This is a genomic window from Lacinutrix neustonica, from assembly GCF_026625145.1.
GTDB classification, from domain to species: domain Bacteria; phylum Bacteroidota; class Bacteroidia; order Flavobacteriales; family Flavobacteriaceae; genus Lacinutrix; species Lacinutrix neustonica.
The window spans coordinates 1,381,245-1,404,881 of record NZ_CP113088.1 but is presented as its reverse complement, the minus strand read 5'-3'; the positions used below and the strand labels follow the sequence as shown (position 1 = coordinate 1,404,881).

At 34.3% G+C, this 23,637-nt stretch carries 20 protein-coding genes and 6 pseudogenes; 17 read left to right on the top strand and 9 right to left on the bottom strand.

The window, feature by feature from the left end:
• Positions 1 to 34: 34 nt before the first annotated feature.
• On the top strand, positions 35 to 688 hold the full coding sequence (locus tag N7U66_RS07830; RefSeq protein ID WP_313791463.1) for a biotin--[acetyl-CoA-carboxylase] ligase: 654 nt from the start codon (positions 35 to 37) through the stop codon (positions 686 to 688).
• 75 nt (positions 689 to 763) lie between these two features.
• Here the strand turns inward: N7U66_RS07830 and N7U66_RS07825 are convergent.
• Positions 764 to 1,161: pseudogene (locus tag N7U66_RS07825) on the bottom strand (SRPBCC family protein).
• Between the two features lie 90 nt (positions 1,162 to 1,251).
• Positions 1,252 to 1,900 (bottom strand): annotated as a pseudogene (gene pyrE / locus N7U66_RS07820) (orotate phosphoribosyltransferase).
• Positions 1,901 to 2,028: 128 nt separating this feature from the next.
• Between pyrE and N7U66_RS07815 the strand changes: the two are divergent.
• Entirely contained in the window at positions 2,029 to 2,610 is a 582-nt protein-coding gene (locus N7U66_RS07815) for an NUDIX hydrolase (protein WP_267678495.1), read from the top strand.
• Positions 2,611 to 2,710: 100 nt separating this feature from the next.
• Here the strand turns inward: N7U66_RS07815 and N7U66_RS07810 are convergent, their stop codons facing one another.
• The 4 genes and pseudogenes from N7U66_RS07810 to N7U66_RS07795 form a co-directional block, all read right to left on the bottom strand.
• Entirely contained in the window at positions 2,711 to 3,316 is a 606-nt protein-coding gene (locus N7U66_RS07810) for an N-formylglutamate amidohydrolase (RefSeq protein ID WP_313791462.1), read from the bottom strand.
• 78 nt (positions 3,317 to 3,394) lie between these two features.
• Positions 3,395 to 4,628 (bottom strand): annotated as a pseudogene (locus tag N7U66_RS07805) (glutamate-cysteine ligase family protein).
• A 1-nt stretch (position 4,629) separates the two neighbouring features.
• Positions 4,630 to 6,076 (bottom strand): annotated as a pseudogene (locus tag N7U66_RS07800) (RimK family protein).
• 178 nt (positions 6,077 to 6,254) lie between these two features.
• Entirely contained in the window at positions 6,255 to 7,985 is a 1,731-nt protein-coding gene (locus tag N7U66_RS07795) for a M14 family metallopeptidase (protein ID WP_267677998.1), read from the bottom strand.
• A gap of 99 nt (positions 7,986 to 8,084) precedes the next feature.
• Here N7U66_RS07795 and N7U66_RS07790 point away from each other — a divergent pair.
• The 6 genes and pseudogenes from N7U66_RS07790 (at position 8,085) to N7U66_RS07765 (ending at position 14,727) form a co-directional block, all read left to right on the top strand.
• Positions 8,085 to 9,745 (top strand): annotated as a pseudogene (locus N7U66_RS07790) (SulP family inorganic anion transporter).
• A 111-nt stretch (positions 9,746 to 9,856) separates the two neighbouring features.
• Positions 9,857 to 11,140 (top strand): histidine kinase dimerization/phospho-acceptor domain-containing protein, encoded by a 1,284-nt coding sequence (locus N7U66_RS07785; protein WP_267677996.1) that lies wholly within the window; start codon positions 9,857 to 9,859, stop codon positions 11,138 to 11,140.
• The gene (locus N7U66_RS07780; RefSeq protein WP_267677995.1) at positions 11,115 to 11,807 is read left to right on the top strand and encodes a hybrid sensor histidine kinase/response regulator; all 693 of its coding nucleotides are present in this window, start codon (positions 11,115 to 11,117) and stop codon (positions 11,805 to 11,807) included. The genes N7U66_RS07785 and N7U66_RS07780 overlap by 26 nt, the downstream gene beginning before the upstream one ends.
• Positions 11,797 to 12,033, top strand: a complete 237-nt coding sequence (locus tag N7U66_RS07775) for a response regulator (RefSeq protein ID WP_267677994.1) — start codon at positions 11,797 to 11,799, stop codon at positions 12,031 to 12,033. The genes N7U66_RS07780 and N7U66_RS07775 overlap by 11 nt, the downstream gene beginning before the upstream one ends.
• A 515-nt stretch (positions 12,034 to 12,548) precedes the next feature.
• A complete protein-coding gene (locus tag N7U66_RS07770) occupies positions 12,549 to 14,453 on the top strand; it encodes an ATP-binding protein (RefSeq protein ID WP_267677993.1) in 1,905 nt (634 codons plus the stop codon).
• Positions 14,440 to 14,727 (top strand): response regulator, encoded by a 288-nt coding sequence (locus N7U66_RS07765; protein ID WP_267677992.1) that lies wholly within the window; start codon positions 14,440 to 14,442, stop codon positions 14,725 to 14,727. The genes N7U66_RS07770 and N7U66_RS07765 overlap by 14 nt, the downstream gene beginning before the upstream one ends.
• Here N7U66_RS07765 and coaD read toward each other — a convergent pair.
• Positions 14,717 to 15,175: a pantetheine-phosphate adenylyltransferase gene (coaD, locus tag N7U66_RS07760; RefSeq protein ID WP_267677991.1), complete on the bottom strand. Its 459-nt coding sequence runs from the start codon at positions 15,173 to 15,175 to the stop codon at positions 14,717 to 14,719. The two genes, N7U66_RS07765 and coaD, sit on opposite strands and share 11 nt — an antisense overlap.
• 56 nt (positions 15,176 to 15,231) lie before the next feature.
• Complete coding sequence (locus N7U66_RS07755) at positions 15,232 to 16,215, bottom strand: D-alanine--D-alanine ligase (protein ID WP_267677990.1); 984 nt, start codon at positions 16,213 to 16,215, stop codon at positions 15,232 to 15,234.
• 275 nt (positions 16,216 to 16,490) lie between these two features.
• Between N7U66_RS07755 and N7U66_RS07750 the strand changes: the two genes are divergently transcribed.
• The 3 genes and pseudogenes from N7U66_RS07750 to yaaA all read left to right on the top strand — a co-directional run bounded on the left by N7U66_RS07750 (position 16,491) and on the right by yaaA (position 19,108).
• The gene (locus tag N7U66_RS07750; RefSeq protein ID WP_267677989.1) at positions 16,491 to 17,042 is read left to right on the top strand and encodes a PASTA domain-containing protein; all 552 of its coding nucleotides are present in this window, start codon (positions 16,491 to 16,493) and stop codon (positions 17,040 to 17,042) included.
• A gap of 5 nt (positions 17,043 to 17,047) precedes the next feature.
• The gene (locus N7U66_RS07745) at positions 17,048 to 18,085 is read left to right on the top strand and encodes an RluA family pseudouridine synthase (RefSeq protein ID WP_267677988.1); all 1,038 of its coding nucleotides are present in this window, start codon (positions 17,048 to 17,050) and stop codon (positions 18,083 to 18,085) included.
• A gap of 264 nt (positions 18,086 to 18,349) precedes the next feature.
• Positions 18,350 to 19,108: pseudogene (yaaA, locus tag N7U66_RS07740) on the top strand (peroxide stress protein YaaA).
• Here the strand turns inward: yaaA and N7U66_RS07735 are convergent.
• A complete protein-coding gene (locus N7U66_RS07735; RefSeq protein ID WP_267677986.1) occupies positions 19,109 to 19,240 on the bottom strand; it encodes a 30S ribosomal protein THX in 132 nt (43 codons plus the stop codon). It lies immediately after the preceding pseudogene.
• An 80-nt stretch (positions 19,241 to 19,320) separates the two neighbouring features.
• Here N7U66_RS07735 and N7U66_RS07730 point away from each other — a divergent pair, with 80 nt between their 5' ends.
• The 6 genes from N7U66_RS07730 to N7U66_RS07705 all read left to right on the top strand — a co-directional run bounded on the left by N7U66_RS07730 (position 19,321) and on the right by N7U66_RS07705 (position 23,612).
• The gene (locus N7U66_RS07730; protein WP_267677985.1) at positions 19,321 to 20,043 is read left to right on the top strand and encodes a hypothetical protein; all 723 of its coding nucleotides are present in this window, start codon (positions 19,321 to 19,323) and stop codon (positions 20,041 to 20,043) included.
• Complete coding sequence (locus N7U66_RS07725; RefSeq protein ID WP_267677984.1) at positions 20,044 to 20,724, top strand: uracil-DNA glycosylase family protein; 681 nt, start codon at positions 20,044 to 20,046, stop codon at positions 20,722 to 20,724. It begins immediately after the preceding gene.
• 154 nt (positions 20,725 to 20,878) lie between these two features.
• Entirely contained in the window at positions 20,879 to 21,580 is a 702-nt protein-coding gene (locus N7U66_RS07720) for a tryptophan-rich sensory protein (RefSeq protein ID WP_313791461.1), read from the top strand.
• 181 nt (positions 21,581 to 21,761) lie between these two features.
• On the top strand, positions 21,762 to 23,057 hold the full coding sequence (locus N7U66_RS07715; RefSeq protein WP_267677983.1) for a DEAD/DEAH box helicase: 1,296 nt from the start codon (positions 21,762 to 21,764) through the stop codon (positions 23,055 to 23,057).
• Positions 23,058 to 23,079: 22 nt separating this feature from the next.
• The gene (locus N7U66_RS07710; RefSeq protein WP_267677982.1) at positions 23,080 to 23,292 is read left to right on the top strand and encodes a DUF6500 family protein; all 213 of its coding nucleotides are present in this window, start codon (positions 23,080 to 23,082) and stop codon (positions 23,290 to 23,292) included.
• Positions 23,293 to 23,387: 95 nt separating this feature from the next.
• Positions 23,388 to 23,612, top strand: a complete 225-nt coding sequence (locus N7U66_RS07705) for a VF530 family protein (RefSeq protein WP_267677981.1) — start codon at positions 23,388 to 23,390, stop codon at positions 23,610 to 23,612.
• The last annotated feature ends 25 nt before the right edge of the window (positions 23,613 to 23,637 follow it).

Genomic DNA, 23,637 nt, shown 5'->3' with positions numbered 1-23,637 from the left:
CAATTTATTTTAACTACGAAGATAACCATTATATATGCGTATAATCAAACTTGATGCCATCGATTCTACAAACACGTTCTTGAAAGAGATTAGCAGTGCAGAGGCGCTTGAAGATTATACCGTAGTCACGGCTAAAGTACAAACGAAGGGCAAAGGGAGAATGGGTAATGCGTGGAACTCTAAATCCTCAAAAAACCTTACTTTTAGCGTGTTTAAGTATCTTAACGGAGTAACGTTTGACAACCAATTCTATCTAAGTATTGTAGTTGCCTTAGCAATAACCCGTACATTAAAGGCTTATAATATCCCTAAATTGTTTGTGAAATGGCCTAACGACATTTTGTCAGCAGACAAAAAAGTTGGCGGTATTTTGATTGAAAATGTCATTAAAAAAAACAGCCTCGCTTACAGTATTATTGGGATTGGGTTAAATGTTAATCAAATTGAATTTGAACAGCTACCTCGTGCCTCGTCTTTAAAAAAGATTAGCGGACAAACCTATGACTTGGATGAAATACTTCAACAAGTATTGATACATTTAAACCACTACTTTACGCTTTTAGACGCGGGGAATACCGAAGTACTTAGAGCAGCGTATGAATCACAGCTTTTTAGAAAAAACAAACCTTCAACATTTGAAAATGCTAAAGGTGAATTGTTTTCTCGGATTTATTCAAGGCATTTCTAATACAGGAAGCCTCATTGTTTTACTAGAGGATACCATTGTTAAAGAATTTACCTTAAATGAAATCAAGTTACGCTATTAAACCGCGGTTTTCATATTAGTCGCTAAGGTTTCAATAAATTTACTTATTGGGCCTTTAATCATCATAGCCATCATCGCGTTAAATTCGCCTTCAAATTTTAATTGAACTTCACTAGTATTTGCATCAATTTCGGTAATATTAGCAATCAATGAAAAATCAATTTTGCCTCCAGCTGCTCCTAAAACAATTTTACTTGTTGGAATAGCTTCTTTCTTTTTTAGAATGATTTCACGGCATGCCTTTTAGAGCAAATAGAAATTTTTCTTCATCTATAACTTCAAATTTACTAATGTTTTCTCGGCATTAACATTTCGAAATTTTTAATAGTATTTAAAAAATCAAAGGTCTCTTGAGCCGATTTTTGTAGTGTTACTTTTTGTGATTCTAAGTTCATTCTATGTGTTGTATTGGTTGTTATTGAGGTGTTTGAAGGCAAGATGAAAATAATCATTTAGACGCATAATTAATGAAGCGTCGCTATAAGCTATATTTTAGGGTTCCATTCTGCAGGATTGGCATTCCAATCTGCTAAAGTTTCTAATTGTTCTTGAGTAATATAATTTGCCTCTACTGCTTCAAGTAGTAAATTCTCATAGTTACTTAAAGTGTTTAATTCGATATTCTCAGCTTGAAAATTTTGTTTAGCAATATCAAAACTATAGGTAAAGATAGCAACCATTCCTTTAACATTGACATTAGCCTTCTTTAAGGCTCTAACAGCATTGAGACTACTTTTTCCTGTGCTAATGAGGTCTTCAATAACAACTACATTTTGTCCGCTTTCCGGAAAGCCTTCAATTTGATTTTGTCTTCCATGACTTTTAGCTTCGGGTCTAACATATACAAACGGCAGTCCCATATACTCTGCGACTAACATACCAATTCCTATAGCACCTGTTGCTACACCAGCAATAACATCCGGTTTCCCATAGTGTTGCTCAATAAACTTACTCATTTCCTCACGTATGTAATTTCGAATAGGAGGGAAAGACAGGACAATGCGATTGTCACAGTAAATTGGAGATTTCCAACCTGAAGCCCAGGTAAATGGGTCTTGAGGTTTTAACTTAATAGCGTTTACCTGAAGTAAAACTTTGGCGGCTTGTCTCGGCAATGTGTTTGTCAAAAATCATAGTTGCAAAAATAACACTAATTTCATTTTAAGTATTACTTGATAGCACAAAAAAATATCTTTTTAAGATATAAGAAACTAAAGCAAAAAATAATACTTTTACCACCACTAACTGTTCGACATACTATGATGTATCGTATTTTTGTAAACGACAAACCAATTATTTTAACTACAGAAGTTGAAAAAGAAACCGATTTTAAAAATTTCTTACTTAAAGGTGTTGATATGGAGCAGGTCCTCAATGCTTTGAAAAAAAAGAAAATAAGTCATGTGCGGTTAATTCACCATAACAAAGACACCATATTAAAAAAATTCTTAAAAAAACTACCTAATGTTATTGCTGGTGGTGGGAAAGTTTATAATAAAGATCAAGCCATTTTATTTATATACAGAAATGACAAGTGGGATTTGCCTAAAGGTAAAGCTGAAGGAAAGGAAACTATTGAAAATACAGCCATAAGAGAAGTTGAAGAAGAAACAGGCGTCGCGGGTTTAAAAATAAATAAGCCTTTAGAGACGACTTACCATTTGTTTAGACGTAATGGAAAGCTTAAAGTAAAAATCACGTATTGGTTTGAAATGACTACAGAGTATGAGGGCGTACTTTTGCCCCAAGAGAATGAAGGCATCACAAAGGTTGAATGGTTAAATAAGCAGGCTTCAGAAGCCGCTTTAGAGAACTCTTATGCGAATATTAAGTTGCTTATTTAGAACGTGATTTTACGTCTGTACCATTCAAATGAAGTGAATGAAAACAGGCGTTCATTAGCTGCTAGCTGCATGGTGTTGCTTTAATAAGACAAAGTTGGTTTTAGCTTCTAATCACATTATTTATAGTACTATAGAGGTCTTTTTTTAACTGAAGATCTAGTGTGTTTTTTCTAGAAAACTTCTGATTGATTTCAATCTCAAGGCCTATGTATTCTTCTGGTGTTTGTTTCCTTAAATAGGTCGTAAACCCGTCTGCCTTACCCAAGTATGGATAGTTAAACCGAATTCTCCAATGCGGGTTAATAACGGTTATGGCTTGCTTAAGTTTTAATGCCAATTGTTTTTCATTAGGTCTAGATGCATCATAAAGAAGACCAATATCACAAGGTCTTACCATGTTATTTAAAACAGGCGTGAATGAATGAATGGACAGATGTAAAACCTTTCTGTTATTCTTAAGAAGTTCTTTTATGTGAGTTTCTACGGTATTTCTATAAGGGTTATAGTGGTCTTTTATTATTGCTTTCTTTGCTTCAAGAGTTAGTGACTTAGTGAACTCTGAAAATAAGGACTGGTGATGTAAGGACCGGTTTAATTCTATTAATAGTCTGCTCGTTTCACTATAATTAGAATAGGTGGCTAAGGGTTGTAAGTAATAAAACAAGTCTAAAGCACCTAAATCATAACCTTTATGCGAGTGTAGCACGTCTTGATTATAGAAATGAGGAGAATATTCTTCTGGATAATATTACCGCCATGCTCACAAGTTAACACAAGATCCATTTTAATGTTTTGGAATAAAAAGGCTGTTGTTTTCTAAACAATCTGCTAATTGATTATATATACATCGAATGTTTTTTTCTGTGGTATCTTCTTGTAACGCATTAACAATCCTAGTCGATAGGGTACCATGTTCTAATATGATTTCAATGGCGTTTCTATAGTCTTCAGTGATGTTGTCTTTTGTTAACTCGTATAAGTGTTTCCAAATATTTTTTACTGAAGCATCCATGTTTATATTAAATAATCCCAAATAGTCAAGATTAGAAATGCTGTGATTTTCGGCATCTTTTATGGTCGCATTAAGAATGGCAAACAAGTCTTGTTTTACCCATTTTTTTTGATCTTTTAAGCTAGCTAAATCACCGTTAACTAGTTTTTTTAAGACTTCTATAATCAATACACATATAGCAATATCTGCTTTTGGGCACTCTTGAATATCTACTAATCTTATTTCGATGGCGTTTCTGTCAAAACGAGCTATGGCGCCACGAGAATTTAGAAAATGGTGGTCTAAAATATTGTTGTGGTCGTAGGTTTTAATCGCTTTATTAATCGGTTCAAAAATGGTGGCATAATAATCGACTTTACTAAAAACGCGTTCGGGGATAACCAAGCCAGTCATTTCAGGGATTTCTTTTTGATTATTCTTATAGTATTCCGAGACGCGTATCTTTAAAACCAGTAATTTTACCTTCTAAAATGGGAGAACTCGCACAAAGCCCTGGTAATAGTGGTAAAATAATTCGAATGGCAGCATGAAGTTTTTCAAATTCCTTATCATCATAAAATGGTAAGTTTATATGCGTGCTTTGCACATTACTCCAACCGTGGCCTTTACAATCAAAAATACGGTTATACAACTCGTACACCTCACTATAGCTGTGTTTCCAAAGCCGTGTGTCCTTTAAAGGATTCATTAATGGGTGACATGCCGTAGGTAGTAATTTTGTGTTTTGTGATTTTAAAAGACGGTTTATTTCTAATACGTTTTTATGAAAATCTTCTGAAAGCGTGTCTAAATCTCTTGTTGGGCCATTCGTTTTTATCTCAACCACATGTGCGACCAACTCATTACTCCAGGCGACCGTTCCATTATCAATATCTGAGGTTAATGCCCCATTTTTTGTTGTTAATAACCTGTCCACGATAGGCGCAATCTTAAAAGACGAGGCATCAATAAGCATGTATTCTAATTCGATACCAAAAACTTCGAAGAGATGATATTTTTTACCCATGTTATTCTAAGCGTTTTTTTAGTGCAGAAAGGACTTTAGTATATATCAACTCACCATAGTAGGCGTCTTCTACACCAAAATCAATATTCGGATTATCGTTAATCTCTATAACCATCGGTTTGTTGTCTACCACTTTTATATCAATGCCATATAAGCCTTTACCCATAAGTTTGGCCGATTTTACAGCCATATGTAACACGTCTTTGGGAACGTCTTCAATAGGTAAGCAGTCTGCGTCACCATCTTGGTCATTTTTTTTCTTGGCACTCCAGTTATAAATCTGCCAATGCCCTTTTGCCATATAATACTTGCAGGCAAAAAAGGGTTTGTCGTCAATAATGCCAATGCGCCAATCATAATCTGATGGACAAAACTCTTGTGCAATAATTAGGTCAGATTCCTTAAGCATTTCAGAGACCAATGTATGGTATTCTGTTTCTGTTTTTGCTTTTTTTACACCAAAAGAAAAGGTAGAGTCAGGAGCCTTTAAAACACAAGGCAGCCCCACTTGCTTTAATACCACTTCTCGGTTGTCTTTATGTACAATGACCGTTTTTGGCGTAGCAATATGGGCATTATTTAGTGCTTCTGCCATGAATACTTTATTACAGCATTTTAAAATAGCCTCCGGGTAGTCAATAATGGCAAGACCTTCTTGCTGTGCTTTGCGAGCAAAGGCATAGGCTTCATTATTAACTTCTGTGCTTTGGCGAATAAATAAGGCGTCAAAAGAAGATAAGCGACTTAAATCTTTAGGCTCAATAAATTCAGCATAAATATTCATCTTTTCGGCGACATCTATAAACTTTTTTAATGCTTTAGAATTACTTGGTGGTGCGGGATCATTTGGGTTCACTAAAATCGCCAGATCAAAATCTGAAGTCACCAATTTAGGCGTGTCATACCGTTTTTTAGAGAAATATTGGTTAGCAAAAACGTGAACACTTTCTAAATGTTCGTTTGGAATTTCAGACTCAGAAATGGCTTTAATACTTTGTATGTTCCATTTCGTACTGTGGTAAAATTTCACACGTAAAAAAGGGACTTGAAAATGCTTATAAAATAAGCTACTAAGTTCTTTGTATTTCTGTGCCACATTTTGACCAAAATAAATACTCAATGTGAATTCTCTCGGATTTAATGTTTTTTAAACTTTGTTGAATCACATCATCGAACTCGTCTGAAACGATTTTTACCAGTTTCAAGGTTTTTAAATCGACTATATTTCTAACTGTGGGTATCGCTAAATGGCCTCTAGCTTCTGCTAAAAGTGAAACATAATAGCCCTTGGATTGATAACTATAGTCTTTACAAAGGTTAAATATTCTAGCATTCTTCAAAAGTGAAAACTGCGGATTGGTAAGGTAGTCTTGTGAAGATATTACTGTAATATTTTCAGTCGAAAAATGCCATTTTTCAGGTTGATTGACAACGATATATTTATTCATTTAAGGCGTAAAACGCGATATGTATTTTAAACAAAATTATAGTATTTTATAATTGGTTTTACATCGTGTTGAAAATATTTTTAGAGTAGTATAAAATATTCGTTTTGCACTTTGTTTTTTAATTAAAATGTTGTTTTCTAGGTTTTTATATTTATTTTAGACGCGCGATAAAAAGATGTTACTCTATTCTATAAACAGGATATTGTAAATGCGCTTTCTCGTAGTTTTCACTGTTTTTATGTAGCCAATCCAATTGTGCATACCAATTGCTTGCAAAGTCAGGTTCATTCGCTTTCTTACTCTTAAAGGCTGCTTTTAAATTCGGGTTTTTTGCTAATAAGCTTTCTGCTTTATCTTCCCAAACATAGGGAGAGAACCCCTCTTTTTGCTGTAAAATGGTATCAAAAAAATTCCAATTAAAAAAAGAATCGGGAGCTTGTGGTTCTAAAGTTTCTAGTAAATAGCGTAAAGCATATTGATTCGTGTCAACAATGTAATCGCCTTTTTTAAAGTTGATTTTCTCTTGGGTCCTTTTTACTGTAGTATTATAATGCGAATAATGGCCTTCATAGGCTTCCTTACGTGTTTCGTAGTTGTCAATTTTATATGAGGTTACAGGAAGCAACGTGTCTTTTTCTAACACTTTAAATGTCACACGGTTTAATTCTAATAGGTCTAAGATTTGCCACCAACCTTGAGGAATCACATACGCCGTTGGTAGAGTTACTTCTAAAGAAGGTTTAAAATAGTTTTGATAAGTAATCTGTTTATTAAACGGTTTAGCCGTGTCGTATTTTAAACGTGTCGCTCCGGTAAGCGGGCTCTCTATTGTATTGCCTTCAAAACCTTTAAAGTTTAAAGTCGTTTCTTGTGTCGTGTCTATTGCCCACTGTAACGGATAACTGTTTTTTGCGATTAGCGTTTTATTAAAATCTTGACGCAGTGCTTTTATTTTTTTATAGTCTTCGTCAATGATCACTAACATACTTTTCATAAGTTCATAAGTGCCTTCCACACGTTGTTTATAAGGTTTTAGCATGTGTGTTTCTACCATCATCCCTAGGGTGTTAAACAAAGTTGTGTAACCTGTAGAGTATCTTGGTGAATCCATAAATTGAGAAAAACCTTTTTCAGGAACCGTATTAAAAACGTTGACATAAGGGGTAATGTCCCATTGTTTAGCGTCTAATTTTTGTTCTAGTTTTGGCATCATTTCAGAATGTAAATAGTGGCCTAAATCACCCCCTAATTTATTATGTTGTGTAAATAAATGTGTTAAGGTGTACTGATAATCTGCACCATTACTTACGTGGTTGTCAATAAACACATCCGGGTTTATCCTATGAAAAATTTTGGCAAATGTTCTTGCGTTTTTGGTGTCGTTTTTAATAAAATCTCGGTTTAAATCGTAATTGCGTGCATTGCCTCTAAAGCCATAGGCTTTAGGCCCATTTTGATTGGTTCGTGTCCCCGTGTTGCGGTTTAAACTACCGCCAACATTATAAATAGGAATCGTCACGATAACGGTATGTTTTGGTGCTTCAATTTTGCCTTGTGCAAGGTCTCTAAATAAGAGCATGGTGGCATCGATACCATCACTTTCTCCGGGATGTATACCATTATTAATCAAAAGGAGGCGTTTTTCTTTTCTAATTTCCGAAAAATCGAAATGGGATTCCGGATTAAAGGTAACGGTATGTAATGGTTTTCCTGAATCGGTTTCACCTATAGAATCTATTGAGATTTCGGGATAGTAGTCTGCTAAATTTTCATAATATTGAATCGTTTCGTAGTAAGTTGCAGTTTCTGTGCCTTCAGAGGTTTCAAAAACGGTAGTGAAATCATATTCTTTTTTTGAATCACAGTTAAAACAGAAAATAATTAATGCAGCGAGTACTCTTTTCTTCATTTCAAACGATTTAGTAAATTTATGTGAAACAAATATAGCAATTGCATCTTTGCTAATATCACAATTAAACGTACTTTTGCCGCTTGAAAAACAGTGGTTATGACAGCATATTTTAGAAAACAAACAGCAAATGCAAAAAGTGATATTTTAGCAGGGATTACAGTCTCTTTAGCTATGATACCGAAGTTGTTGCTTTTGCTTTTGTAGCACAAATTGATCCTTTAGTGGCGCTTTCAGGAGCCTTTATTATTGGTTTAATTACGGCTATTTTTGGTGGTCGTCCAGGGTTGATTTACGGAGCTGCAGGTGCCGTAGCCGTTATCTTTGTAACCATGATAGCCGAAGGTCATACTAAAGGTATGTTGTTTGACCAGCCTATAGATAACATGGGCTATTTTTATCTTTTGGCTTGTGTGATATTAATGGGATTCATTCAAATAGGAGCAGGTGTTTTTAAACTGGGCCGATTTGTGCGTTTAATTCCGCATTCGGTAATGATGGGTTTTGTTAATGGTTTAGCGATTGTCATTTTACAGGCGCAAGTAAAAATGTTTACACACAAAAAGGTCGCGATTTCTAAGGATGGTGTAAAAGAATATATAAGCACTTATATGCAAGGCGAAGAGTTGTATATGATGATTGGTTTGGTGGCGTTAACCATGTTCATTATTTGGGTACTACCTAGATGGACTAAGAAAATTCCAGCTTCTTTAACCGCTATTTTAATCACTACGTTTATAGTTGTTTTTGCCGGAATAGAAGTAAACACAGTAGGTTCCTACATTATTGAAGGTGGAGGAACCGGTTTAAAAGGAGCGTTTCCAACACCAAATATGGAGTTATGGCAAAATTTGCCTTTTAATATGGACACCCTAACATTTATATTACCATTTGCCTTTCTAGCGGCTTCGGTTGGACTAATAGAATCTTTAATGACTCTAAATTTAGTAGATGAACTGACTGAAACCAGGAGGAAATGGGAATAAAGAATGTATCGCTCAAGGGGCCGGAAATATAATGAGTGGCTTATTTGGAGGTACGGGAGGTTGTGGCATGATTGGCCAAACCGTAATTAATATCAATGCTGGAGGGCGTGGACGTTTATCCGGTATCATGACCGCTATAACATTGTTAACCTTTATTTTATTTACAGATAAATTAATAGAGCAGGTTCCTATCGCGGCATTGGTTGGTGTCATGTTTATGATGGTTATTGAAACCTTTGCTTGGTCTAGTTTCCGAATTATGCGTAAAATACCCAAAACAGATGCCTTTGTATTGGTCATTGTTAGTGCCGTAACGGTTATTTATGATTTAGCGATAGCTGTTTTTGTTGGGGTCATCATCTCTGCCTTAGTTTTTGCCTGGGAAAATGCAAAGAAAATTAGAGCGAGAAAACGGGTAAAGGATGATGGAACTAAGGTTTATGAAATTTGGGGCCCATTATTCTTCGGAAGTATTACAGCGTTTAACGATAAATTCGATGCAAAAAATGATCCGGATAGAGTAGAAATTGATTTTGTTGAGTCTCGTGTAAGCGATCACTCTGCATTAGAAGCCATTTTCAATTTGGTTGAAAAATATGAAGCCGAAGGCAAAAGCATTAAATTGAAACATTTAAGTGAAGATTGTAAAGAGTTACTGTATAAGGCGAGTCCGAAATTTAGAGCAGTCATTATAGAAGATATTGATGATCCGCGATACCATTTAGCAGCCGATCCGAACGTTTTACTAAATCTCTTTCAGAATATAAACTGTAGTCTATAAAGTCGTGTAAAAAGCATAAAAAACCGATTAAAGTAGTATTTTTTATGTTGAAATGCTGGTTTATGGGTTTTTTCATTACATTGCGAAACAGAAATTTTACCCCAATGAAGAAGACCTATTTTAGTCTTGTTCTTTTATTAATTTCCATGGTGTCATTGCAAGCACAACAGGACACAGAGCCTCCTATTGATGCGATGTATAATGAAATAGAAAGAGCATTTGAACTTTGTCAACGCAACAAATATGGGGAAGCCATAGAAATAAGCACCAAAGTACTTAACTATTCGATTAAGGTCAAGGACGACCATCTTAGAGCTAGAGCATTTAATGTTTTAGGAAATTCGCATTATTTTGTGAACAATGACTCTTTAAGTTTTGATTATTTATTTAAGGCCAAAGATTTATTTATTAAACTAAAAGATACCTCTAGGATTATTATTGCCTATAATAATATTGGAGTTAATTACAGAGCTTATGACAGCCTTGAGAAATCAAGCACTTTTTTTAAAAAATCATTAGAGGTCGCACAAAAAAGTAAATCCCCTATACAATCGGTGTACCCCCTTTACAACATTGGTGTTAACCTGATCAATCATCAAAACGAAGAAGATAATAATTATAAAGAAAGTCTTGAATACCTTTCTAAGGCAGAAACCCTTGCCGAACGGTATTATGAAGGGGAAGCTATAATAGGTGAAATCTTTTCAATTTTAATTTATGTGTATCATAAGTTGGGGGATTCAAAGAAATCTTTGGCGTACTATAATAAAACCATAGATTTTACCAAAAAGTATAACTATTTAGATGTTTTAGCCGACGCACATTCTAATGTTGCTTATATAAATGCTGAAAACAAAAACTTTGAAAAGGCCTATTCGGTATTAAGTGAGTATATTGAAGTAAAAGACTCAGTCTATTCTATTGAACAATTTGAAAGGGCAAAGCAAGTAGAAGCAGATAATTTTCTAAGAGAAAATGATGTAAAATTGAAGCTTAAAGAAAAAGAAAATGCCATCCAAGAATCTCTTATTTCAGAGAGCAGAGGGTATAATATAGTTTTGGTTGTATTCATTACCGCTTTATTATTGTTAGCTTTTTTGTTGTATCATAAGAACAAAGAATTAAAACGCGCGAAAGACAGGGCTGAGAATTTATCTAAAACCAAAAGTGAGTTTTACTCTGAAATTAGCCACGAATTGAGAACACCTTTGTATGCGGTAATAGAATTATCAGGACTCTTGTTAAAAGAAAATGTAAATGCCACACATAAAGAATACTTAGAGTCCCTAAAATTTTCAGGAAATCACCTCATGTCTTTGATTAATAATGTTTTAGAGTTAAACAAAGTAGAGTCTCGGAAAAATGAAGTTACAAATTTCAGATTTTGATTTAAAACAGCTTATTTCTAATATTATAGACAGCTTAGAATATGCGTTACGCGATAGTAATAATACTATCCATTTAAATTATGACAGCAGTATTCCGGATTTATTACAGGGAGATTCTTTAAAATTATCCCAAGTTTTAATTAATTTAATTTCAAATGCTATAAAATTCACTAACGATGGTCATATAGATGTTGTTATTACTAAAGTAGAAGATTTTGATGAAAGGGTGACTGTATATTTTAAAGTCTCAGATAATGGATTGGGAATTTCTCAAGAGAATCAAGGACAAGTATTTGAGGATTTCTACCAGGAACATTCTAAGAATTCCAAATCCTATAAAGGCACAGGTTTAGGCTTATCTATAGTAAAGCGTATTCTTATGGCAATGAATAGCGACATAAAGGTCATAAGTAAAGAATACGAAGGGGCTACTTTTTTCTTTGAACTTGATTTTGCAAAAAGCAAAAAAGAGGAGTTGCCAACAGTAATCTATGAAAATCATTTACAACAGATTAAGGATTTTAATATTTTGATTGTAGATGATAATAAAATTAATCAATTAGTCACTCGGAAAGTATTAGATCAATTAGATATAAAAGCTAAAGCTGTGGCTTCGGAGCAGAGGCTATTGAGATTATTAAGACAGAACATTTCGATTGTATTTTAATGGATTTACATATGCGGAATTAGATGGTTATGAAACAGCCAAGCAGATTAGATTATTTAATCAGGAGATAGCCATTGTTGCTTTAACGGCAGCATCTACTGAAGAAGTAGAAAGTAAGATTTATGATTATGATATGGATGGTTATATCATGAAACCATTTTTTACCGTAGATTTTGTTGAAACTATTAACAAGGCAACACAAAACAGAAATGAAATTACAACGTAACGCATTCAATTTTGGATGTTAATGTATTGTAATCACTATTATTTCTAATGACATCTCTTGCTGTAATTGAGCTAGAATCCCTTGCTAAGTTGTTGGAGTTTTTGTTTATGATCGTTATGAAATCTTTATATTCTAGTTTTAGAGTTATGCGTAAAATTCAAAAATAGATGTGATTGCATTTTTCGTAGAGCAATTAGTTCTGTATTAGAAGCTATTTTCAATCATGTTGAAAAATATGAAGCTGAAATCAAAAGCATAAAATTAAAACCTTTAAGTGAAGATTTTAAAGAGTTACTTCATAAAGTAAGCCCGGAATTTAGAGAAGTGATTTTCGAAGATATTTATAATTTTCGATATCATTTAGCAGCAGATCTAAACTACTTTCGAGTTACAAAAATGAGAACTAAAAAGTAAGGTTAAAACCGTAAAAACTCGACAAAAGTATCTTTTTTTTCGACGAAACGCATTTTATGTTGTTTTTTTTATTACATTGCTGTTTAGAAATTGGACCCCAAATGAAGAAGATTTACTATAACTTGGTCTTTTTATTGATCTCTATTGTAACAACACACGCGCAACAGGAGTCAGAAACTTCTATTGATCCAATGTACAAAGAAATAGATAGCGCATTTGAACTTTGCCAACGAAATAAATATGGAGAAGCTATAGAAATAGGAACCAAAGTACTTGAATATTCTATTGAAGTCAATGATGATAATCTAAGAGCACGAGCTTATAATGTTCTCGGTAATGCTCATTATTTTGTTAGTAATGATTCTTTAAGTTTTCATTATTTATTTAAGGCGAAGGATTTATATATAAAACTAAAAGATACCTCTAAAATTATTCTAGCCTATAGTAATCTAGGTGTTAATTACAGAGTATATGGAGACTTTACGAAATCAAGTTCATTTTTTAAAAAATCATTAAAATTAGCAGAAAAGAGCAAGTCTCCCAAACAATCTGTTTACCCGCTTTTTAATATTGGATTAAATTTTGTAGCACAGAATGACGACAACGATAATGATTATGAGCAGGGGCTAATTTATCTTTCTAAAGCAGAATCTGTAGCAGAACGTTATTATGAAGGAGATGCTATTATCGGTGAAATTTCTCAAATTCTTATTTTTGTTCACTATAAGTTAGGTAACTACAAAAAATCTACAGAATACTATAATAAGACCATAACTTTTTCTGAAAAATATAATTATTTAAATGTTTTAGCAGGTGCACATTCTACGGTCTCAATTATAAACGCTGAAGATAAAAATTTCGAAAAAGCATATACGGCTTTAAATGCTTATGTAACAGTAAAAGACTCTCTATCTACTATAGAACAATTTGAGAAGGCAAAGCAAGTAGAGGCAGATAATTTTTTAAAGGAAAATAGTTTAAAATTAAAACTTAAAGAAAAGGAAAATGCATTACAAGAAGTAATTATTACAGAAACTAAAGGATATAATATAATTTTGGGCTTATTTGTTTTAGTATTATTATTGTTGGCTTTTTTGTTATATGTAAAGGCTAAAGAATTAAAACAAGCAAAAGAAAGAGCAGAAAACTTATCTAAAGTCAAAAGTGATTTTTATTCAGAAATTAGTCATGAATTACGTACGCCTTTATATGCTGTTATTGAGTTGTCTAACTTACTACTTAGAGAAGATGTTAATGTAAGACATAGAGAATACTTAGAGTCGTTGCAATTTTCTCGAAATCACTTGCTATCACTAGTAAACAATGTATTGGAACTTAATAAAGTGGAGTCTGGAACCATGAAAATACAACTGTTGGATTTCGATTTAAAAAACATACTATCTAATATTATTGAAAGCTTAGAGTTTGCATTACGGGATAGTAATAATACAATTCATCTCGTTTATGATAACTCTATTCCGGATGTACTGGTTGGAGATTCTTTAAAAATTTCTCAAATTTTCATAAACTTAATTTCCAATGCTGTAAAATTCACTAATAATGGTCGTATAACAGTCACCATAAAAAAACTAGAGGAATTAGAAGACGATATAAAGCTTTATTTCGAAGTTGCAGATACTGGCGTTGGTATTCCTAAAGAGAAACAACATCAAGTGTTTGAGGATTTTTATCAAGAGCATGCAAAAGTAGAGAAGTCTTATAAAGGAACAGGTTTAGGGCTTTCTATAGTAAAACGTGTAGTTACGGCTATGGGTAGTAAAGTGCAATTAGAAAGTGAAGAAGGAAAAGGGAGTACTTTCTTTTTTGAATTGGCACTTAAAAAAAGTCAAAAAAACAATAATATAGTTGAACTGTATGATCTGCAACTAAAGGAAATTGAAGGCAGTAACATTTTAATTGTTGATGATAATAGAATTAATAGATTGGTTACAAAGCGTGTTTTAGGCCAGTTGAATATAAATTCGGAAGCAGTTGATTCTCGGTAGAAAGGCAATAGATTTAGTAAAAGTTAAGGCATTCGACTGTATCTTAATGGATTTACATATGCCCGGACTAAATGGCTATGAAACAACAGAGCATATACGGGAATTTAATAGGGACATCCCTATTGTAGCTTTAACAGCAGCTTCTTCGGAAGAAGTAGAGTTTAAAATTGAGAAATATGAACTCGATGGTTATGTTTTAAAACCGTTTATTACTTCAGAATTTGTAGAAGCTTTAAATAAAGCTATAAAAAAACATAAGCGCGCTACTGCTTAATTCTTACACTCTTAGGGACTAGTTTGGTATAATCTCCATTATTTCTAATAACGTCTCTAACTATAGAGGAGGCAATATAAGATGTTTTTGCCGCGGTTAATAAAAAAACAGTCTCAATGGGTGCCAGATCACGGTTGGTATGAGCAATGGCCTTTTCAAACTCAAAATCTGCTGGATTACGAAGCCCACGAAGAATGAACTTAATGTCTAATTCTTTACAAAAATCAACCGTTAAACCTTTATACGACATCACTTTAATTCTTGGTTCATCCTTAAAGGCCTCTCTAATAAAGTCCATACGTTGCTCTAATGGGAACATGTATTTTTTATCAGAATTCACACCAATGGCAACAATAACTTCGTCAAAAAGCGTAATGGCTCGTTCTATAATGTCGTAGTGGCCAAGGGTGATGGGGTCAAAGGACCCTGGAAAAAGTGCGCGCTTCATTCTCGGTTATTTTATGTTTCTCACTAAGAGGAGAACAGTATTAATTTTAGATAAAGTTAGTTATTATTTTTCAAAGCCGCTTCAATAGCACTATCAAAGAGTTCTTGCATGCCAATACCAGCTTCTGCAGCCTGTTGAGGTAAAATACTTTCGTTGGTTAATCCGGGTACGGTATTTACCTCTAGCAAGTGTGGTTCACCATCTTGAAATATAAATTCACTACGAGAATAGCCCTTCATCTTTAAGACTTCATATACTTTTTTAGCAAGGGTTGTTACTTTGTTTTCTTGCTCTTTTGTAATTCTCGCAGGGGTGATTTCTTGAGATTTCCCCATGTACTTAGCTTCGTAATCAAAAAAATCATTTTCACTCACAATTTCTGTAATAGGTAACACTTTTGTTTCTCCTTTATAGGTAATGACGCCTACAGAAACTTCCGTGCCGTCGAGAAAAGATTCAATAATAATTTCATCATCTTCTTTAAAGGCAACCTGGATAGCTTGTTTTAGATCTTCAATTTTATAAACTTTAGTAATTCCGAAACTACTGCCGGCTTTATTTGCTTTTACAAAGCATGGAAGACCTACTTTTTCTATAATTTCGGTGTCATTAATTCGGTCCCCAAGATTCAAGTAATAACTTTCGGCAGTTAAAATACCATACGGTTTTAAAACACTCAAGCAATCTCTTTTATTATAAGTAAGCGCAGCTTGATAAGCGTCGCAACTGGTTTGTGGTAGACCAATAAGATTAAAATAAGCTTGCATTAAACCATCCTCTCCAGGAGAACCATGAATAGCGTTAAACACGCAATCAAAAGAGATTTTAGTGTTCTCTATAATTACTGAAAAATCATTCCTGTCTATTGGAAACTCGACAGTATTAGAATCAATGCACACCCACTTTTCTTTAAAGATATGAACGCGATAGACGTTATATTTATCTTTATCCAAAGCGCGGTAAACGACATTTCCACTCTTTAACGAAATTTGGTATTCGCTAGAATAGCCACCCATTATTATAGCAATATTTTTTTTCATTTTTTTGTTGTCTTTCAATTGCGTTAAAGATGCACTTTAACGATGCTATTAATAAAATGAAACGTATGTGTTATAAAAACCCAAAAGGATACAATAATACGCACTTCTATTAGTTTAGCTAAAATATAATTTAAACGTCTTGCATTTTAAAAACATCAAGAAATATTTTGAATTATTTGAGAAGCAATAATGTTACATACGTATTATTTCATTTCAAACGAAAAACCTTTTAGTTTTTATATATTTGCCGAACCATCTTTAACCTAAATTTGAACATGAGTATTATTAATTTTATCACCAGTAAAGTGTTTTTAAAGCAACTCGCTTTAGCCGTTGCAGCTATAGTTGTTTTATGTTTTATAATTCTAAAATGGTTAAACGTTACGACTAATCATGGTAATTTTGAAACCGTGCCAAATTTAAAAGGAAAGTCTATAAGTGTTGCTAAAATAGAATTAGGCAATAATAACCTAGTGATGGCAATTCAAGACTCTGCTAATTATAATCCAGATTTTCCAAAATACGCTGTAATTGATCAAAATCCTGTGCCAGGAGAAAAGGTAAAAGAAAATCGAAAAATATATATTACTCTAAATCCATCGGGCTATAGAAAAATAGCCGTACCCAATTTAGTTGGTAAAACCTTTCGTCAGGCTAAACCAACGTTAGAATCTTTAGGGTTTCAAATAGGAAAAATATCCTACGTGGATGATTTAGGAAAAGATGAAGTGGTAAGCATGCGCTACCAAAACCGAAAAATAAAAAAAGACGAATTACTTCCAAAAATGTCAACGATAGATGTTGTTTTAGGAAATGGGAATCGTTAAAAAGAATGGAAGACTATACACCACAATTGCCGGAAGAGGATAATGAATTATACGAGCATCACGCGTTTACAGTAGATAAAGGGCAAGCGCCCTTACGTATTGATAAATACTTGATGAACCGTATTGAAAACGCCATTCGAAATAAAATTCAAGCAGCAGCGAAAAACGGAAATATTTATGTTAACGATATTCCTGTAAAATCAAATTACAAAGTGAAGCCTATGGACAGTATTCGTGTGTTGTTTGAGCATCCTCCATTTGAGAATTTGCTAGTTGGCGAAGATTTACCATTAGACATCGTTTATGAAGATGAGGCCCTTTTGGTCATCAATAAACCAGCAGGTATGGTTGTACATCCTGGACATGGTAATTACTCCGGAACCTTAATAAATGCGTTGATTTATCATTTCGATAATTTACCTAATAACTCCAGCGATCGACCAGGTTTAGTTCATAGAATAGATAAAGATACCACGGGGCTTTTGGTAGTCGCCAAGACAGAACATGCAATGGCGCATTTGTCAAAGCAGTTTAAAGACAAAACCAGTGAGCGCGAATATGTGGCTATTGTATGGGGGAATATGGAAGACGATGAAGGCAAGATAGAAGGTAATATAGGCCGTCATCCCAAGAATAGACTTCAAAACACAGTTTATAGTGATGATGAGGCTGAAAACGGAAGACCAGCGGTAACGCACTACAAAGTCTTAGAGCGTTTAACGTATGTCACTTTAGTGGCGTGCAAACTTGAAACGGGCAGAACGCATCAAATACGTGTGCATATGAAACACATTGGGCATACTCTTTTTAATGATGAACGCTACGGCGGTGAACGCATTTTAAAAGGCACTACTTTTACTAAATATAAACAATTTGTAGATAATTGTTTTAAAGTGCTACCACGTCAGGCTTTGCATGCTAAAACATTAGGGTTTAAACATCCTGAATCAGGAGAAATGATGCAGTTTAGTACACCCATTCCGGACGACATGCAACAATGTATAGAAAAATGGAGAAGCTACGCTTTACATATCGATAATTAAAATGTCTACCAAAAAAGCCAAGTTGTTTTTAAGACAGCTTGATTTATTATCACTTTCTTGAAATTTAGGAAGGTGAAAACTGTTGTGGATTAAAATGCTTAAACCAAAGGGAATTACCATAGCAAATGCATATTTAAACATTTAAAAATCCTATAGGTTCAATTTTTTTAAGCCAATACTATTTGTAATTTAGTGGCATACAAATGTGTAACTATAATAAAAAAGGATGTGCTAAAAGCAATCGCCAATAGCAACAATTAAAGTATGAAACTAGTAATATCCCCAGCAAAGTCTCTCGATTTCGAAAGCAAATTACCCACTACTAAATCCTCGGAAGCCGCTTTTTTGGAGCAGTCTGAAAAATTGAACAGCCTTTTGAGAAAAAAAACTGTAAAAAGCTTATCTAAACTCATGCACATTAGCGACGCTTTAGGTCAACTTAATTACGAACGTAACCAGAATTGGGAGCTGCCTTTTACAAAAGACAATGCTAGACCAGCTATTTATGCCTTTAATGGTGACGTTTATAGGGGTTTAGACGCTTATACTATTCCGAGAAAATAAAATAGAACCACTTCAACATACAGTGCGTATTTTGTCGGGGTTATATGGGGTATTGAAGCCTTTAGATTTAATACAACCGTATCGGCTAGAAATGGGTACTAAAATGGCTGTAGGTTCTAAAAAGAACCTTTACGAGTTCGGAAAAAGGATGTTGTAACACATTTAAATAAGGAGCTAGAAGCAGATGAGGTACTCGTTAACTTAGCTAGTAACGAGTATTTTAAAGCCATTGATGCCAAGGCATTAAAAGTTCCAGTAGTAAACATCGATTTTAAGGAATACAAAGACGGAAAATATAAAATTATTGCTATTTATGCTAAAGTGGCGCGCGGCCTAATGGCAAGATATATTGTAGACACCAATGCAAAAACCATAGACGACTTGAAAGGTTTTAGAAAAGAAGGCTACGGTTTTAGTGATGAATTGTCCAGTGAAAACCATTTGGTTTTTACTAGATAATTAGGGTTTTACTTTTTTATCAATTTGAATTTTTGTTTCGGGACGCACGCGTTTTTTAATGCGAGGCCTTTTTGTGCCAAAAGTACCTCTACTAATTTTTCCGCGTTTCGTTTTTTTATCACCTCTACCCATAGTTTTTTTTCTTTATATAAAAGTACGAAATAACTTCTACCTTCTTTTATTATCTTTAGACTTTAATCTTAATTTAACGAATGCTCTTATATCTAACACTTGCTTTTCAGGCCTTCTGTATCTATCATGCAATCAAAAATAGAAAGCCGTATTACTGGATTTTTATTATCTTATTTTTGTCTGTTATTGGTTGTGTTATCTATTTAGTAACACAAGTTTATAACAAGCGTGATGCGTCAATAATTCAAGAACGGGTTACGAATATTTTGGTGCCGACAAAAAAAGTAAAAGCTCTTGAAAAGCAGTTAGAGTTTTTAGACACCTATCAAAACAAGGTGAACCTGGCCGATGCTTATTTCGAGATGAAAGACTTTTACAAGGCCATAAAACTTTATGAAGATGCGGCAAAAGACGAAAATCAAAACAATTATTATATAAAAGCGCAATTAGTTATGGCGCATTATCAAACCGGGTATTATGAGGCGGCTATAGCTTATGCCAAAACATTACAGGAGCATTCAGAATTTGAAAAATCAAAAGCGCAATTCACCTACGGGTTGGCTTTAGAGAAAATAGGACGATTAGATGCCGCCGAAGCACAGCTAAAAAAAATAGATCAGCGGTATGATAATTATGAAGAGCGATTGGTTTTGGCTCAATTTTTTTTAGAACGAGAAAAAATTGAGGAAGGGAAAGACATTCTCATTGAAATCTCAGAAGAATCAAAGCACATGACAAAAATGAATAAACAGAAGTATCGTACAACGGTTAATGAAGTAGAGAAATTATTAAAAACGCTGTAAGTGTTTAAGCACAGTCATCCATACCCACCTTTTATTAAAAACAGTACTAGAAAGTTAATTGTTGGCACCTTGCCACCGCCCGGATTCACCACAGGAGATTTACTAGAAAAAGATGTGGATTTTTGTTATGGGAGTTACTACAATTCACTGTGGTTGTTTATCGATAGCATTCACCATCTTAATTTACGGTACGATAATTCTGAAGAAGCAGTCTCGCAACGCAAAGCTTTTTTAATAAAACAGAACATAGGGGTTTGTGATATTGTAGAAAGCTGTGAACGGGAGAAAATAGAGGCTTCCGATTTAGGGATGAAACATGTTGAATTGCGTAATATTATTGGGTATTTAAAAGAGTATCCAGCAATAGATACACTATTGTTTACAGGGGGAAATTCAAAAAATGGACCAGAATATTTTTTCAGAAAACAGATCAGAGACCATGGTTTAAAATTGGAATTGGTATCTAAAGAGACCCCTCGCAGGCATCAATTTGTTATGCCAGTCGACGCTGGGCACTCTCCCGAATTACAACGGGTTGTAAAAACGGTTTCACTAACGTCTGCTTCAGGTGCCGCAAATATCTCTATTGGTAGTAATCCTTTGTACAAACAACTCAAAGCTAGACATCCAAAATTCACCACTTTCGATTTTAGGGTGTTGCAGTATCGCGAGTTTTTGTAAGTTCATTTTTATTTCAAATGTATTAAATAAAGGTTTTCAAATGTGTAATTTTATAATATGAAAAAAATATTACAGGTATGTAATGGGATTGCTCTCGTTGCTACTATTATAATCAATTACCTATCTAATACGGGATTACTTAATAATACGACTATTGGTGAGGTGTCTCGGTGGTTTGCGAACGTTATTTACGCCTGCGGGTTACGCCTTTTCGATATGGGGGGGTATTTATGTCATGCTTTTAGGCTTTATTGTGTATCAAGGCCGTTCGTTGTTTGTAAAGGTTAGAGACGATGGCTTTATAATAAAAATAGGGTGGTGGTTTGTGGTCTCGTGTGTGGCTAATAGTTTGTGGGTATTTAGTTGGATTTATGGGTATACAGGAGGGTCTTGTTTTTTTATATTCCTATTGTTAGTGTCCTTGCTTAAAATAGTTTGGAACAACCGCATGGAATTGTGGGATGCGCCTATTTCAGTCATCTTTTTTTTATGGTGGCCTTTTGTCATCTACAGTGGTTGGGTTACGGTGGCGAGTATCGCTAATGTTTCGGCTTACTTAATTAAAATAGGCTGGGATGGCTATGGGATTGCTCCGGAGGTTTGGACGGTTATTATGATTGGCATAGCGACAGGGATTAACCTTATCATCACTTGGAAACGTAATATGCGTGAGTTTGCTCTAGTAGGTGCCTGGGCGCTTATTGCTATAGGTGTTGCAAATAAAAGTGTGGAAGATCTTATTGTATATACCGCATTTGGCTCCGCAGTAGTTTTACTAATAAGTACTAGTATTCATGGCTATATAAATCGAAACACCAATCCATTTATTAAATTTTCAAAATGGAGAAAAAAGTGAGTTATGCGGATTAATAGGCTGCTGAATTTTCTTGTGGTAGCGGGGTTGTTTTACAAAGTCTACGGTCTAAAAACACAAACATTTCCTAATTATAACAACAAACTATAAATTAACACTACCTTTGCACCTTAATTAAAAGAGATAGCCTACATCAATAGAGTTTATCTCAGAAACTTTATTTATGTCATTTAAATTATTAGGCCTCTCTGAGCCTTTACTAAAAGCAATTAGTAAAAAAGGATACGAAACACCATCTCCTATACAAGCAAAAGCCATTCCACCCATTTTAGATGGTTATGATGTTTTAGCTTCTGCACAAACAGGTACAGGAAAAACGGCAGGGTTTACTTTGCCGTTATTACACATACTGTCTGAAACTCCAAAAGAAAAATACAGACCCATTCGCGCATTGGTGTTAACACCAACACGAGAATTAGCGGCACAAGTGTACGCCAACGTTAAAGAATATGGTGAGTTTTTAGAATTGCGTAGTGCTGTAATATTCGGAGGGGTTAACCGGAAACCACAAGTTGCAAATATTAGGCAAGGCGTAGATGTTCTAGTGGCAACACCAGGGCGTTTATTAGATTTAATTAATCAGAATTTAATCTCTATTAAACGGGTTGAAATCTTTGTTTTAGATGAAGCAGACCGCATGCTAGATATGGGGTTCTTAAGAGATATAGAGCGTGTTATGAAGATGATGCCTGAAAAGCGTCAGAATTTAATGTTCTCGGCAACGTTTTCAGGTGATATTAGAAAACTAGCCAATGGTATTTTAAATAATCCGGTAAAAGTAGAGGCAACACCTGAGAATACAACGGTAGAAGCCATTGCACAAAAAGTATTTAGGGTTGCTAAAGGTAAAAAGACCGATTTAATTATTAAATTAATTTCTGATGGGAATTGGAAACAGGTTTTAGTCTTTACACGTACCAAACACGGTGCGAATAAGCTCTGTGAGAAAATGGGTAAAGCAGGTATTAAAGCAGCAGCCATTCATGGAAACAAAAGTCAAGGCGCAAGAACGAAAGCATTGGCTGGTTTTAAAAGTGGAAGCGTTAGTGTTTTAGTTGCTACAGATATTGCAGCACGTGGCTTAGACATTCCGTTATTACCTCATGTGATCAACTTTGAACTTCCAAATATTTCTGAAGATTATGTGCATAGAATTGGTAGAACGGGAAGAGCAGGAGCTAATGGCGAGGCTATTTCACTGGTAAGTGCAGACGAAACCACCTTTTTAAGAGACATAGAAAAACTTATTGGTAAAAAATTACCTGTTGACATTTTAGAAGGTTTTGAACCGGACCCAAATGCATCGACCGAACCAATAAAGCAAGGCCAAGGTAGACAAAATCGTGGTGGTCAATCGCGTAATTCGAAACCTAAAACAGCCAAGACCAATGCTGATGGTAATTCGAGTAGAAGCGGTAATAGAAACAAAAGTCGCTCACGCAATAAAAACAGACGCTAAAAACGAGTTAATTATATAAACAATGACGCCAAGTTTAAAAGCTAAAATCATTGCCGTTTGTGAGGCTAAAATAGCCCAAAAAGGGGCTACTGTAGGTTTGTCTTTTTATGCGTTTTTTAAAAATAAAAATATAAACCCCGAGCTGTTGATGGAAGCGGCAACGTGGTGGATTAAAACCCACGAATTAGATCACTTTGAGAAAGCAATAAAAATTAAAAAATTAGTGGCATTATAGTCCTGTCATAATTTACGCAGTCAAAGTGCTTAGTGATTCAAGAACTTTAAAAAGTCTTAGACTGCGGTTAGACTGATAATGGTTATATCTTCAGAATGGAAACTCAAAAAAACAACCCCCTTCACGGTATAAAATTAGAGCAGATGATTACCGATTTGCAGACCCACTATGGTTGGGAGTATTTAGGGTATAACATAAAAATTAAATGTTTTACAGATAAGCCTTCTATAAAATCCAGTTTAAAATTTTTACGCCGCACCCCTTGGGCACGCAAAAAGGTGGAAGATTTCTATTTGGAGTATTTAAAAAAGAATCAATAAATTAGTTGACTCGTTTTAATAAAAT